General features: G+C 34.2%; 14 protein-coding genes. 13 read left to right on the forward strand and 1 reads right to left on the reverse strand.

All coding sequences use genetic code 11. The features are described 5' to 3' along the window. Window positions 1–200 precede the first annotated feature (200 nt). A complete protein-coding gene (locus BUF11_RS10505; protein ID WP_073588783.1) occupies window positions 201–488 on the reverse strand; it encodes a hypothetical protein in 288 nt (95 codons plus the stop codon). Window positions 489–719: 231 nt separating this feature from the next. Here BUF11_RS10505 and BUF11_RS10510 point away from each other — a divergent pair, with 231 nt between their 5' ends. The 13 genes from BUF11_RS10510 to BUF11_RS10570 all read left to right on the forward strand — a co-directional run. Beyond that, window positions 720–1,403 (forward strand): hypothetical protein, encoded by a 684-nt coding sequence (locus BUF11_RS10510; RefSeq protein WP_207665476.1) that lies wholly within the window; start codon window positions 720–722, stop codon window positions 1,401–1,403. Then, window positions 1,400–3,739 carry a DEAD/DEAH box helicase gene (locus BUF11_RS10515; RefSeq protein ID WP_073588784.1) on the forward strand — a complete coding sequence of 780 codons (2,340 nt, stop codon included), beginning with the start codon at window positions 1,400–1,402 and terminating at the stop codon, window positions 3,737–3,739. Before BUF11_RS10510 ends, BUF11_RS10515 begins: the two co-directional genes overlap by 4 nt. A gap of 117 nt (window positions 3,740–3,856) precedes the next feature. Beyond that, the gene (locus tag BUF11_RS10520; protein WP_073588785.1) at window positions 3,857–4,792 is read left to right on the forward strand and encodes a DUF932 domain-containing protein; all 936 of its coding nucleotides are present in this window, start codon (window positions 3,857–3,859) and stop codon (window positions 4,790–4,792) included. Window positions 4,793–4,870: 78 nt separating this feature from the next. Beyond that, window positions 4,871–5,404 carry a JAB domain-containing protein gene (locus BUF11_RS10525; protein WP_073588786.1) on the forward strand — a complete coding sequence of 178 codons (534 nt, stop codon included), beginning with the start codon at window positions 4,871–4,873 and terminating at the stop codon, window positions 5,402–5,404. Next, complete coding sequence (locus BUF11_RS10530) at window positions 5,401–6,330, forward strand: YqaJ viral recombinase family nuclease (RefSeq protein WP_073588787.1); 930 nt, start codon at window positions 5,401–5,403, stop codon at window positions 6,328–6,330. Before BUF11_RS10525 ends, BUF11_RS10530 begins: the two co-directional genes overlap by 4 nt. 18 nt (window positions 6,331–6,348) lie before the next feature. Continuing rightward, the gene (locus tag BUF11_RS10535) at window positions 6,349–7,179 is read left to right on the forward strand and encodes a recombinase RecT (RefSeq protein ID WP_073588788.1); all 831 of its coding nucleotides are present in this window, start codon (window positions 6,349–6,351) and stop codon (window positions 7,177–7,179) included. Between the two features lie 3 nt (window positions 7,180–7,182). Beyond that, window positions 7,183–8,115: a DUF5688 family protein gene (locus BUF11_RS10540; RefSeq protein WP_073588789.1), complete on the forward strand. Its 933-nt coding sequence runs from the start codon at window positions 7,183–7,185 to the stop codon at window positions 8,113–8,115. 278 nt (window positions 8,116–8,393) lie between these two features. Continuing rightward, the gene (locus BUF11_RS10545) at window positions 8,394–8,681 is read left to right on the forward strand and encodes a Mor transcription activator family protein (protein WP_073588790.1); all 288 of its coding nucleotides are present in this window, start codon (window positions 8,394–8,396) and stop codon (window positions 8,679–8,681) included. Window positions 8,682–8,697: 16 nt separating this feature from the next. Beyond that, entirely contained in the window at window positions 8,698–10,116 is a 1,419-nt protein-coding gene (locus BUF11_RS10550; RefSeq protein ID WP_073588791.1) for a DUF5780 domain-containing protein, read from the forward strand. A 357-nt stretch (window positions 10,117–10,473) separates the two neighbouring features. Then, window positions 10,474–11,334: a sce7726 family protein gene (locus tag BUF11_RS10555; RefSeq protein ID WP_073588792.1), complete on the forward strand. Its 861-nt coding sequence runs from the start codon at window positions 10,474–10,476 to the stop codon at window positions 11,332–11,334. Beyond that, window positions 11,335–12,264 (forward strand): sce7725 family protein, encoded by a 930-nt coding sequence (locus BUF11_RS10560; RefSeq protein ID WP_073588793.1) that lies wholly within the window; start codon window positions 11,335–11,337, stop codon window positions 12,262–12,264. It abuts the gene before it with no gap. Between the two features lie 3 nt (window positions 12,265–12,267). Next, window positions 12,268–13,356: an RES family NAD+ phosphorylase gene (locus BUF11_RS10565; protein ID WP_073588794.1), complete on the forward strand. Its 1,089-nt coding sequence runs from the start codon at window positions 12,268–12,270 to the stop codon at window positions 13,354–13,356. A 317-nt stretch (window positions 13,357–13,673) separates the two neighbouring features. Continuing rightward, the coding region (locus tag BUF11_RS10570; RefSeq protein WP_175562033.1) for a DUF6273 domain-containing protein at window positions 13,674–14,151 on the forward strand (478 nt) is incomplete at its 3' end.

The raw sequence follows: 14,151 nt of genomic DNA on the forward strand, positions 1-14,151 counted from the left end.
ATTATAACATAGATGGGCTGAAATACTTTTAATTTATTACAAGGATAAATTATGTACATAGGTTATAAAGAAGTAGTAAAGAACGGTAACGAAATGTAAAGGATATTCCTTGGTTTGGCTGAAAGCAACGAAAAATCGGCTGTAATTCTATAATGGATGGACAGCAAATGGGATTGATGAAATATATGTAAGTAATTCTTTTAATCATTTTCGTATGGTTCAGCAACTTCTGAAAGTGTTTGATTTGTGTGGAGTACATTAAATACGCCTTCAGGATATTGTTCAATTGATACCTCAAGATCATAATTAACATTACAATGTTGACAATTTAGAACAACATTATCCTTTGAATTAAAAGTATAGAGTACTTCATAACCCATACTCCTTTCAGTACTACCACTTGATACGAATAAGTCATTAAGGTCGGGTATAGTTATAATATTATCACAGTTCTGACAATTGAACTGAAAATTCTTGAATTCTTTCATTTTATCAACCTCGTTTTTATTATATTTTATAACGGAAGGCTGATTGATGTCAAACACAATTAAAGATTTGTGTTATGGATTATTTTGATATACCTTTCTAATTTGATGGATAAATTTTACATTATATAGAAAATCTGGTTTGTAATATATGGGGAAACAATAATATAATCAATCTTTAATATACACAAATGAACGAAGGGTAGTATTTTATTCCACACAAGGAGGATGAATGTGAAGATTATTGAATGCGAGAAAATGGATATATTGAATAGTCATGTGACATTTATACGAGTTGAACCAGAAGATTTATCAAAAGCGATTGAAGATATATTGCATGTGCTATCAGATTTATCATGGATAGCAGATTTTGATCAAGAATATATAAGAATGAGTTTTGAAAAAAGAGCAAAGGATACGGCAACTTACCTCGCTGGAAGTCTTAAAATGGAGAAAAAGGATAAAGTTACAAGCAATACTGGTGAATATATTGTTTCAGAAATGGCAAAAGAGGCAATTGCATCAAGGCTGAAATATAAAGATATACCACTTGCAGAATTATTTAAAGAACAAGTTATAGGAAACCCAGGTTTTGATTACTATTCATTAAATGGTAATAATATCATTATATTTGGTGAAGCAAAATATCTAGCTGATCAGAATGCATATGGGAATGGAATGAAACAAGTTGCTCGTTTTATTAAAGAGAAACAAGACATATCTGATTTAAATGATATCGATAAGTTTTTTGAACCTAGTTCTTTATCAAATGCTAGTAAAGGAGAAAAAGCGTACTCTATAGCCTTTTCGTCAAAGAAAACACCGTCTAAAAATATAATTTCAGGCATACTACAAAATAAATATTATAATGAGTTAGTAACACATAAGGAAATAATATATGTGGCGGTGAATGTATGAATAATATCATAAAACAAATAATTGAACATAGAGACATAGATAAAATTTTTAGAAAAGTATTGAATAATTTATATATCATTGGACCGGTATCAATCACAGATATGGAAATTTTATTATACTTAAACATATATGCTCCCGAAGAGTTTGTTAATTATAAAAATGAGATATTAAAATATATGGGTGTTAATTATAAAGAAATTCCAGTTGAGACATTAACAGATTCAATATTTGGAATGTATAAGAAATATGTAAGTGAACAGTATAATTATACTTATACACCTGTACAAGTAAGTATTGTCAAGGGAATAAGTAACAATCAATGCTTTAGTTTTTCGGCTCCAACAAGTACAGGAAAATCATATGTATTTCGAAATATAATAGAAAATAGTGAGTTAGATGTGGTTGTTATAGTTCCTTCAAGAGCATTAATTAATGAATATTATTTTAGAATTTGCAGACTAATAACTGATAAAACCGTGAATATATTAACATTTATTGATAAGATAAATACAAAATATGCCAAAAGAAATGTATTTATTGTAACTCCTGAAAGGTGTAAGGAGTTATTTAAACACAAAGACGAATTTAATATAGAATATTTTATGTTTGATGAGGCTCAATTAAGTGATGAAGATTCGAGTCGTGGTTTGTATTTTGATAGTATAGTGCGAAGAATTCAAAAAGCATATCCAAATTCTAAATTTATATTTGCGCATCCATTTGTTAAAAACCCGGAAGCACAAATAATAAAAAATCATTTTGATGAGAATAAGTCATATTCATATCAATATATTCAAAAAAATGTGGGACAGATGTTTTTAGTCTATGAGAAAGATAATTATTACCACTTCGGAATTGATAAAAAAATGATGGGCAGTCAGAAGATTTTATGTAATTTTGATCCAATTGAAAAAGCTATTAAGTCGGGTGGAAGTGTTTTGGTTTATACAAGTAAGGCCAGTATATATAAAAAGGAAGTATTTGATGAATTTGACCGTTACATAAGGATGTGTACGAGTATTACAGATATAGCAGCCAAAAAGTATATTAGCCAGATAAAGAGCTATATAGGAGCGACTGATAAAGAGGATAGTGATATGTATTCACAGATGCTTCATTTGCTAAAACATGGTGTAGTTGTTCATCATGGTTCTCTTCCTCTTCAGGCAAGAATGATACTTGAACGTTTTACACAAGAAGGGTTTTGTCGAATTTGTTTTGCCACATCGACTTTAGAACAAGGAATTAATATGCCTTTTGAAGTGGTTTTTTTAAATACATTTAAGGCAAGTAAACCGTTAGCTTTAAAAAACTTAATCGGGCGAGCAGGAAGATCAACATTAGAGAATAAGTTTGATTATGGCTATATCATTATGCATAAAAATAATATGTCAAAGTTTAGAGAAATTTTTTTGGCAGAGGATACGTTAAAAGAAGTTTCATTGCTTGATGAGGATAATGTTAACGATGATTATAAAGATTTTAAAGAGGCAATTTTAACAGGAACTTTATCGGATAAATATAATCTAACAGAAAAGCAATTAGAAAAATTATCTCAACGTAGTACCGACGAAATCATTGAGAGATTGTTGGGGGATATGTTTTGTAATGATGTGCTTATTTCTCTTGAAACCATTAATCAAGATCCGCAATACAAGCTTAAAATCTATAGGCATTTCGAAGAATTATATGAAATGTATCTTGATAGAAGAATGTATGATGGAGAAAAGAGTGTATTTGATACGGCTATAAAAATAATGATATGGAAAATCCATTGTAAAACTTTTAAAGATATTTGTTTTTATAGATATTCCTATGCTAGTTGTTTGCAAAAAAGAAAAAGTTTACAAGCTGAAATTAAGAACGCTGATGGGTTTAATAAAATAATTAGCCAAAGAGAATTAGATGGTCTATATGCTGCCTTTGTTACAGAATGCAAGGATATACCAGATAAAAACATTAGGAATTTTAGTATGTTTGGTAATAGGGAAGTGAAAGCCAAAGATGTGGATTATGATAGAATAGTTTTTGACACTTACGATTATTTGGATAAAATTATCGGATTTAAGTTAAGTGATATTTTTTATGCAGCATTTGCACAATACTATGAAAGAACAAATGATATAAGAGCAGATAAACTTGCTAAATATGTGAAATATGGCACAGATAGCATGAGACATATTTGGATGTTGAGATATGGTCTGACTTTTGAAGATATAGAATGGGTGGAGGAATATATTGATGATATAAATGAAGAAGAGATAAAGTTTAAAACAGAAATTAAGCAAATTGATGAAACACGATATAATTTAGTCGCTCGCTTTATTAACAATTAATCTACTTGAACCTTATGATACATTGCAAGTGATTATATGCAAATGTCAATACTCCTACAATGACTTATATATTATTACTTTGAAATTAAATTAATCTATTTCAAGGAGGATGATTATATGTCAGCAAATGTAGAAACCATGTTTTACACAAGAGAAAAACCATGGCACGGATTAGGAACCAGAGTGGAGAATGCTCCACTCTCGGCAGATGCACTCATTATGGCAGGACTTAACTGGAATGTTGTTCAACAGTCCGTTATAACCGAGGAGGGTATTGCACTGGAGGGTTATAAGGCAAATATCCGTGATACGGACAATAAGGTGCTTGGAGTTGTGACAGATCGCTATAAGGTCGTCCAAAATACGGAGGCCTTTGCCTTTACCGATGCACTCTTGGGCGAGGGTGTCCGCTATGAAACAGCTGGATCGCTTCAGGAAGGCAAAAGGGTATGGCTTTTAGCAAAGCTTCCACAGGAATACATTATTACCGGGGAGCGAATCAGCCCTTATCTTGTATTCTTTAATTCTCATGATGGCTCCGGTGCCATCAAGGCAGCTATCACTCCAATCCGCGTGGTGTGCCAGAATACATTGAATCTGGCGTTAAACACTGCAAAGCGTAGTTGGGCTACCATTCATACCGGAAACATGCAGAACAAGTTAGAAGAAGCCACACAGACACTATTTCTTGCCGAGAGGTATATGGATGAGCTTGGGAAGGAGATTGAAGGATTACAGCGTGTGAAATTGATTGACCAGAAGGTATCCGAATATATTGATCTTCTCCTTCCGGTTCAAAGTGATGCCAGCGAACAGCAGAAGAAAAATATTATCCGCTTAAAGGATGAAGTCAGAGCGAGGTACTATGATGCCCCAGATTTAAGGCATGTGGGTAAGAATGCTTACCGCTTTATCAATGCAGTATCTGATTTCGCGACCCATGCTGCACCTCTCAGAGAAACAGTGAATTATAAGGAAAACCTGTTTTTAAAGACAATAGAAGGAAATGCCCTGATTGACCGGGCGTACCAGATGATGAAAGCAATCGCTTAGTATTACCCCATTGCCGTTTTGGTAATGGGGATTTTTTGTGCCATTTTTCAGGCAATGAATAGGGAGGTAGCTTAGTTTATGAGTAAGCAAGAAGAGGTCATACAGTTAATGAAGAATCCGGTACCAAAGAAAAGGGTTGGCATTATCAAGACCCAGATTATCAAGGAAGGCTCACTTCTTTATGAGGTTCGCAGATTCAAAACACCGGGAGAAGCAGCCGGACTTGTCAAAGGATTATTTGAATATGCAGATCGTGAAATGATGGTAGTTGTTTCTCTTGATGCAAAGAACACACCGTTAGCAGTTGAAATTGTTTCGGTAGGGACAGTGAATTCTTGCCTTGTACAAATAAGAGAGATATTTAAACATGCCATTCTGGATAATGCTGTGAATATTATTTGCTTTCACAACCATCCTTCCGGCATACCGGAACCATCGCAGGAGGATCTTGATGTTACGAAGCGGTTAGAGGAGGCAGGCAGACTGCTTGGAATTGGGCTGTTGGATCATATTATTCTTGGTGAAGATGGCCAGTACGTCAGCTTACAGGAAGAAAAAAGAATTAAAAATGGGTATATCGATTTACAGATGAAGGAGGATTTTCAATTATGAAGAAGCTGATTTCAACCATAGGATTAAGTCACGAAGAGTGGTTAAAATATCGCAAAATGGGGATAGGTGGATCGGATGCAGGTGCCATCTGTGGATTAAATCCCTATTCCAGTGCAATCCATGTATATCAAGATAAGATGAGTGAAGAAATTGAGGATAGGGATAATGAAGCAATGAGACAGGGAAGAGATCTGGAGGAGTATGTGGCAAGCCGCTTCATGGAGGAAACGGGATTAAAGGTTCGTAGAGCAAATGCAATTTTTTATAATGAAGAGCATCCCTTTATGTTCGCCAATGTCGACCGCCTAGTAGTTGGTGAAAATATCGGTCTGGAGTGTAAGACGGCTAATCTTTTCAATGCGGACAAATGGAAGGGGGGAGATGTTCCGCCTCACTACCTGCTCCAATGCTATCACTATATGGCGGTAACCGGAGCAAAGGCATGGTATATTGCAGTTTTGATTCTTGGAAAGGAATTTAAGTATGCCAAGGTTGAAAGGGATGAGGAAATTATAAATAACCTAATTAAGCTGGAAATGGATTTCTGGAACAACCATGTATGCAAAGGAATTATGCCTGAACCGGATGGTTCCAAACCGGCAGATGAGTTAATTAACCAATATTTTGGAACTGCCCGTTCTGATACTGCTCTACTTCTACAGGGATTTGATGAAGCCCTTCAGCGAAGAGAGGAATTAAACGGTATAATTGAGCGTCTGGAACAGGAAAAGCGAAGGATCGAGCAAGAAATCAAACTCTTTATGGCTGATGCAGAGACAGCAGCAAATACTTCATACCGGATTACTTGGAAGAATACAGCAACAGCAAAACTTGATGTGGAACGGCTGAAGCAGGAAAGACCAGATATTTACGAGAAATACTGTAAGGTCACCAACAGCCGTAGATTTCTGGTGAAAGCGGCATAGAAGAAGGAGGAAATGGACATGACTGATATCAAAACGGCATTAGAAAAGAAAACGGAAAACCAGGATGTGAAGCTTACAAAAAATATGAGTATTGCAGATATGGTCAAGGTGCTGGAGCCAGAGATTAAGAAGGCTCTACCATCGGTGATTACCCCAGAGAGGTTTACAAGAATGGCACTGTCTGCCCTTAATAATACACCGAAGTTGGCAGAATGCTCCCAGATGAGTTTTCTGGCGGCACTCATGAATGCGGCACAATTAGGGCTTGAGCCGAATACCTCCTTAGGTCAGGCTTACCTGATTCCTTATCAGAATAAGGGGAAAATGGAATGCCAGTTCCAGCTTGGCTTCAAAGGAATGATAGATCTTGTCTATCGCAATGAAAAGGTACAAACTATACAGGCGCAATGCGTCTATGAGAATGACATATTTGAGTATGAGCTTGGGCTAAATTCGAGATTGATACATAAGCCAGCTCTCTGTAACCGGGGAAAAATGATATTAGTATATGCTCTGTTTAAGCTGGACAATGGAGGCTTTGGTTTTGAGGTCATGAGTAAGGAGGACATTGATCTCCACGCACAGACCTATTCCAAAGGTTTTACAAGCCAATACAGCCCATGGAAAAGTAATTATGATGATATGGCAAAAAAAACTGTGATCAAAAAGGTACTAAAATATGCTCCGTTAAAGACTGATTTTCAAAGAATTTTGACAACAGATGAAACGGTAAAAACGGAACTTTCCGTTGATATGTCAGAGGTGCAGAACGAGGATGTAATCGATGGACAGTATCAAGTGATGGAAAAATCGGCAGAAGGTAATCAGAAAGATGTGAAGGAGGATTAGAATATGGAACGAAAAGCATTTGGAGATATGATTGTGAAAGAGCTTGCAAAAAAATATGGGGATGAGGTAACTATAGAGTTTCGGGAGGTACAGAAAATCAACCATAAAGCCCTTGGAATTACGGCACAAAAGAAAAACAATGTTGTGAGTCCAGTCATTTACCTGGAGGAATATTTTCAAGAGTTGATAAAGGGTAAAAATATCATGGATATTGTAACAGCGATAAGCAGTATAATCGAATGCATCCATCCAGATCCTCGCAAGTGCTATGCAGAGCTGCAGGATTATGAATGGATTAAGCCCAAATTAAGGCTTAAGGTAATCAACAGGGAAAAAAACAGGGAACTTCTTTGTGAGGTTCCGCATAAAGGTATTCTGGATTTGTCAGTTATCCCTTATATCGTCTTGGATCATAGGGGAGAAATGAGCTGCTTGATCCGCCAGACTATGCTTGATATGTGGAAAACATCGTTTGAGGAGTTATTTGCCCAGGCAGAAGACAATATGAACCAAATGGTTCCACCTTCTATTCAGAAGATGAGCGACTTCATGATGGAAATGCTATTAGATACTTCCGGTGACAGTGATGATATAGAAAGTGATGAGCTATTACAGATGCTAAAAGGGGAATCTTCTATTCCGGCTACCGAAAAAGAAATGTTTATTATATCCAATAAAGAAAAGTTGAATGGAGCATATGCTGTATTTTATAAAGACCTTCTAAAAAATCTGGCACAAAGCCTGAATGCAGATGGTCTTTTTATTTTGCCCAGCAGTATCCATGAAACGCTGGTTGTTTCTGGTAAAGGTATGAATGCTGCAGACTTAAGAGGAATGGTTCAAGATGTAAACCAGACTACAGTTTCAGAAGGAGAATATCTTTCGGATAATGTCTATTATTATGATCTTAATTCAGAGGAAATAAGGATTGCCTGACCGGGCAATCCTTCCCCTGTAATTCTGAAACAGGATTTATCTTTGGTTATATATTATCACTATAGAAAGTCTGGGACGAACCCAGAACCGTACGCGAGGGGGGACATAGAAATCTACCACGCAATATTTTGACTTTCCATAGGGAGAAAAGTATACAAACCATATGGAATTAAAAAGGATATTTACAAGGAAAATGACCATGTCAATCATCAATGAATTGACTTAATAAATGGGCTAAAATTATGTAAGTCGTTTACAAATATACAGGCGGTGATGGAGTGGAAGAAAACCAACCGATTGAGGCTCAGGATTTAGCCGGGATTTATCGGGATATTGCAGAAATCATTGGGGTAGAAAATGCCCTTCAAATATATAACCATTTGAAGGGGCAACAGGTAACATTTCCAATGAAACTATTTACTACGGATTACATAATGAGGCAGGTGATTGATGATAAGAATGGAAAAAGTATAAAGCAGGTAGCTGTAAAATTTAATTATACGGAACGTCATCTGCATAAGATGATAAAGGAATTTAAAAAGAGGAATACGGAAAAAGAGGCATAAACATAGGAGGAAATGTATGAAAAAGAGAATGTATCGGATTTTTGCATTTATATTATGCTTTCTATTTGTAGCAAATTTAATCCCAAATATCAATCCGATTATAAGCAAAGCGGCAGAAAATACAAGTTATTCTGGAATTTTAATGTATGATGCAAATGCAGCATCTGGAGGTAATACATATGTACCTAAGGATACTAACAATTATACTTTTACTTTAACGGAAAAACAAAAGTGTAAATTCATATTTGAATCAACAGACGGAATTGAATTATTGCAATTTGCAATTAGCCAAGGAGAACTAAATTATGGATTTTATAAAGATATTTTTATCAATGATTACAATGAAAGTTCAAATAATGTCATTACGGTTCAATTAGATCCAGGTGTTTACAATCTTCAAGTATCGCTTCAGAACAGCGATGATACAGCAGCATATGCAGAGTACACTCTAGGAATAGAGTATTTGGCGGCTGGAGAAGAAGATGAAAAAAATACTGCTGGCAATGATTATACGGACGATAATGATGAAGAATATACAGATGATACGTACGGTTCTGATGAAGAAATAGAGCCAGAGCTAGAAATAACAGATAAAACTTTAAAGCTTATATCGGGCATGAGTGAAACACTTGATATTAAGGAAAAAGAATATTCAACAAGACCTAGTGAAATAGGTAAAATTGAATGGTCATCAAGTAATAAGCAAGTGGCGACAGTTGATAAAGATGGTCTGGTTTTGGCGTATAAATCAGGGACTTGCATTATTACGGGAAAATATAAAGGAAAGAAATATACGTGTAAGGTTACAGTCGTAAAAACAAAATTTTCAGTACCTGGTAATATTAACTTGGATTATGGCACCCGAAAGGAAGTTGAATTCAAGGTATCGCCGAAAGAGTACATATTAATTGTTCCTACATCCTATACCTCTACCGATAAAAAAGTTGCTATATATGATGCGGATAAGTATGAAATAGTTGCAAAAGGAGCAGGGACATGCAAGATTACTTTTACCTTCTGTAATGGACAAAAAGCCACATGCACAGTAAAGGTAAAGGCTCAGACCTTAGATCAAAAACTTAAGTTGCAGGCAGCGTATTCGCTTGATGATCTTAGTATAGAATATAATTCGGTTTCAAAATTATATTTAGCTGATATATACATCAATAATAACAATAAGAAAAAGGATATAACTTACGTGGAATTTGCTGTTTTCCAATATGATAATAAAGGAACACGGTTAAATAAATGGAATTCAGATTTTGAATACAACGGAACAATATATGCCAATAATTTAAAAATAGTAAACTGTTCAGTAAGCAGTAAGGTGAAAAAAGTACATACTTGTGTTAAAAAGGTATATTATGATGATGGTACCACATGGACAAATCCGTTATATTCAACATGGGCAAAAAAATATGCAAGCAAGTTCTGATTATAATTAAGATATGGTCTTTTTCCTGTTTTTCAGAGAATTAGTGAAAGAATACAATTCACAAAGGATAAGGAATATTTTATAACAAAGAAAGTTATGAATTTAGATTTAGAAATGACATGTCAAAGGAAAAGGCAAATAGGTAAGTTCTTAGAGGCATTACATTGATATTTTGTAATGCCTTCTATTTACTTATAATATACAAATATAACAGTATTACAAAAAGTTGTATTTGCAGTAAAAATGTGGTATATTAATAAAAATTCATTTATTTCCCTTATTTATCTTAGTACTATAGTAGTTAATGTGCTATAATGCTCTTAACGAATGTAAATAAATTAAGTGGAGGTGAAAAGTATGAGGGAAAATAAAAGCGCGGTTTTAAACCGATTTTTTTCTAGAAATACTTTTCGAGATATTATTGATTCGACTGATGATGAGATATATAAATCAGTAATACTAAGATATGTAAAGAATCCGGAAAATAAGAAAAATGTAGAATTAATCAGTGAAATATATACTGAATTAAAAAAGAATTATAGAAACGAATATTATTATAAAAATACATTACTGAATAAATTATTGTTAGGTGTTCATAGCATTAATACAACGGTTGCATTAACTGAAATACCTATTTCAAAGTCTAAAGCAGATTTTGTATTGATTAACGGTAAAGCAATTGCTTATGAAATTAAAACAGAATTGGATAACTTGGATAGATTAGAAAATCAAATAAATGATTATTATAAAGCTTTTGATCATGTATCGGTAATTACATGCAAAGAAAATCTGGCTTTACTTGAAAATAAACTTGAAATAATTAATAAGCCTATTGGGATATATGTTTTGCAGAATAATGGCAGTTTATCAATAATTCAAAAACCTTTAAAATATAGTGATTCTCTGGATAAAAATATTATTTTTAAAATATTAAGAAAATCAGAATATGAATCGATAATTATGCAGGTGTATGGTGAACTTCCTCAAGTCACTCAATTTAAGTATTATAGCGAATGCCTTAATCTATTTTTAAAAGTAGATTTAGATAAAGTATATGAATTATTTATTGCACAATTAAAGAAAAGAACAAAAGTCGAAAAAGAATTATATCAAAATGTACCATATGAACTGAAGTTTTTGACATATTTCATGGATTTAAAAGAGGCAGATTATAGCAGATTAAATAGCTTTTTATATAATCAGTTTGGAGGGATGTAGATGTATTTGCCTTATTTAAGAGGTAAGCAATATGAGCTAATTGGACTTAGAGAGTTACTAGCAGAAGGTTTATTAAGTGAAAAAATCGTACCAATAATTGAACCAGTAAAACTAACATCCATGCTAATTAAGACTGTGGGTGCATATAGTGATGCTAAAAAGCAACTGATTCTGGTTAACAATCCCGAAGTCGGAAATTTTACAAAAGAAATGAAAGATGAAAAAAATGCATCCCTCGCACAGGCCTTTATTAAATCTGTGAAAGAAAATGATCAAATAATATATGCGCAATTGTTGAATAAGAAAAGTGATGAAGAACAAATTAAAAAATTTATTAAGAAATATGATGGCAAAATGGTTACAATTTCTCTGGATAAAGATGCGGTTCAAAAATATGAAAAGTTCTTCGAAGATAAAAATACTATATTTAATCTGATACCGGATGAGAGTGGGGTCAGAAGAAAAATACGTAAACAGAGGGTAATGCTTGATGATAAGTTTAAAAAGCTGGAGAGAAATACTGACTATGAGGGAATAGATGAGCCATTTTCAGAGGATCATTTATATTATGCAGAAGACGGGTATGTAGGATTTGCCGATTATTCAGTTGTTGGTGCAGAGTATAGTGATACTGGATTTGCTCCATATGCGGTTGCAATTCATATTGTTTATTTTGCAGAAGATTATAGCTTAAGAATTATTCACTTTGTATCGGATTCTAATGATGATATTACCGATCCAGCCGGAAAATTTAAAGAAGCGTTAGAAAAATTAGTTTTATGGAATAAAAAAATGCAATTAAAAACCAAAGGAATAAAAGAATTTGAAGATTTATATCGAAGAGAGGCATATCCTGGTCTTGGTATAGTGAAAAAATTATCGATTATGCATCATCTTGAATTGATTGGTGAGTTTTTAGATAGGGAGTAAAGTATGATCTTTTGTGAAAAGTGCTTTAAAGATAGTGAAATTGTCCCGATTATTAGAAACTTTGGGATTGTAGGAGAATGTCAAATTTGCCATAGTAAAGATGTATACATATACAATACTGAAAAAAATGAACAGCTGATACCATTGTTTGATGATTTGATAAGTATTTATACACCTATTTCATTGTTGCCAGTGGCATTTCCTAAAAGTGAAACAAGATTATTGAAAGATGAATTGTTAAGGAATTGGGAAATCTTTAATAATATAAATGAATCCGATATCTATAAAATAATAACAAGCGTTTGTAAAGACAAGTACATATATAATTCGGAGCTTTTTGATCAGCCAATAGGTCTACGGGAATTGTATGAAGAAGAATATTTAATGCAACATTCATTATTGACTACTAATTCATGGAAAGACTTTGTTGAGGCTCTAAAAACCAAAAATAGATTTCATACACACTATATTAATCTGGAATTGCTTGATAAGTTTTGCTCCTATATTAGGAAGCCATACAAAAAAGGTACTACTTTTTTTAGAGGCAGAATAAGTACTGCAAGTGGGTTATCAAAGAACGAGATGGGAGCACCGCCGTCAGATAAAGCAACCGATGGACGAGCTAATGCTGCAGGAATTAGTTGCTTGTATTTAGGGGAAAGCCGAGAAACAACCATTCATGAAATAAGAGCAGGAGCGTATGATTTTATATCCATTGGAGAATTCGTATTAAAAGAGGATATTATTGTGGTTGATTTGAAACGAATCAATAGGATAAGTCCGTTTATTGAAGGTTTTGATTGCAGAGAGCATGCAATAAATAAAGAGCATTTAAATAAAATAAATGATGAGATGGGCAAAGCTCTTCGCAGGAGCGACAGCATATTAGATTATGTCCCAACACAGTATATTGTAGATTTTATAAAGAGTATTAGGCACGATGATAAATATGAGTATGCTGCTGTTGAGTATAATAGCGTAATGAACACAAATGGATACAATTTAGCAGTATTTTATGCGGATTTGTTCGAGTGTGTTAATGTTGAAACATATAAGATTGATGAACTGCATTATCATAAGCATAAAATATAAAGGATATTTTTGATGTATATCAAAATATACATCAACCACTACATCAACACCAATAACATCTTATGTACAAATCAAAAAATAATGGACGCTTTAACATGAAGAAAAAACGAAATAACACCAAATAACATCAAATATCACTAGAAAATACGCTATCCCATTACTAAGGATCTAGTGAGCATTGCGCTCGTACGGGTTCAAGTCCCGTCGACTGCAGTATATTGCGAGAATAACACTTGCATGAAAAAGGAATCAAACTTTCGGGTTTGGTTCCTTTTTTGTTTAGGCGATAGTCAGGAGAAGCAGTGTGTTTACTGGAAGTGCGGTCGATTGGTATGTTAAGACGAAAGAGCTGCGGGGTTGTGCCATTTGGCGGTTATCATTGGCACATTCTTGATATACAAGGCAATGCGGCCTTGATTATAACTGAATACGTGATCGAACAACACCCCTATAATAATTGCGCTGGTGATGTGACATGGGCTGACTGCTCGCTAAGAAAATATCTTAACAGTGAGTTTTATAACAAATTCACCGCGGCCGAACAGTCAAGAATCATTCCGGCATTGAACAAAAACCACGACAATCAGTGGTACGGTTCAAGAGGCGGAGAAGATACTTGGGATTACATATTTCTTCTAAGCATTGAAGAAGTAGTGTGCAAATATTTCGGTGACAGCAGTAAAAACCTTGAAAACCGCAGCGCCAAACAACGATACTGGTTTCAAAGGAAAGACCAAAACAACAACAAGCGAAGATCGACATTCGATGGGTATGTATGGTGGTGGTGGCTTCGGT

The sequence above is a fragment of the Anaerocolumna xylanovorans DSM 12503 genome, from assembly GCF_900143645.1.
GTDB lineage: Bacteria > Bacillota > Clostridia > Lachnospirales > Lachnospiraceae > Anaerocolumna > Anaerocolumna xylanovorans.

What these genes read in the sequence shown, in the direction of transcription:
- BUF11_RS10505 (WP_073588783.1), bottom strand. Translation starts at nt 488, where the DNA reads ATGAAAGAATTCAAGAATTTTCAGTTCAATTGTCAGAACTGTGATAAT.
- BUF11_RS10515 (WP_073588784.1), top strand. Translation starts at nt 1,400, where the DNA reads ATGAATAATATCATAAAACAAATAATTGAACATAGAGACATAGATAAA.
- BUF11_RS10520 (WP_073588785.1), top strand. Translation starts at nt 3,857, where the DNA reads ATGTCAGCAAATGTAGAAACCATGTTTTACACAAGAGAAAAACCATGG.
- BUF11_RS10525 (WP_073588786.1), top strand. Translation starts at nt 4,871, where the DNA reads ATGAGTAAGCAAGAAGAGGTCATACAGTTAATGAAGAATCCGGTACCA.
- BUF11_RS10530 (WP_073588787.1), top strand. Translation starts at nt 5,401, where the DNA reads ATGAAGAAGCTGATTTCAACCATAGGATTAAGTCACGAAGAGTGGTTA.
- BUF11_RS10535 (WP_073588788.1), top strand. Translation starts at nt 6,349, where the DNA reads ATGACTGATATCAAAACGGCATTAGAAAAGAAAACGGAAAACCAGGAT.
- BUF11_RS10540 (WP_073588789.1), top strand. Translation starts at nt 7,183, where the DNA reads ATGGAACGAAAAGCATTTGGAGATATGATTGTGAAAGAGCTTGCAAAA.
- BUF11_RS10550 (WP_073588791.1), top strand. Translation starts at nt 8,698, where the DNA reads ATGAAAAAGAGAATGTATCGGATTTTTGCATTTATATTATGCTTTCTA.
- BUF11_RS10555 (WP_073588792.1), top strand. Translation starts at nt 10,474, where the DNA reads ATGAGGGAAAATAAAAGCGCGGTTTTAAACCGATTTTTTTCTAGAAAT.
- BUF11_RS10560 (WP_073588793.1), top strand. Translation starts at nt 11,335, where the DNA reads ATGTATTTGCCTTATTTAAGAGGTAAGCAATATGAGCTAATTGGACTT.
- BUF11_RS10565 (WP_073588794.1), top strand. Translation starts at nt 12,268, where the DNA reads ATGATCTTTTGTGAAAAGTGCTTTAAAGATAGTGAAATTGTCCCGATT.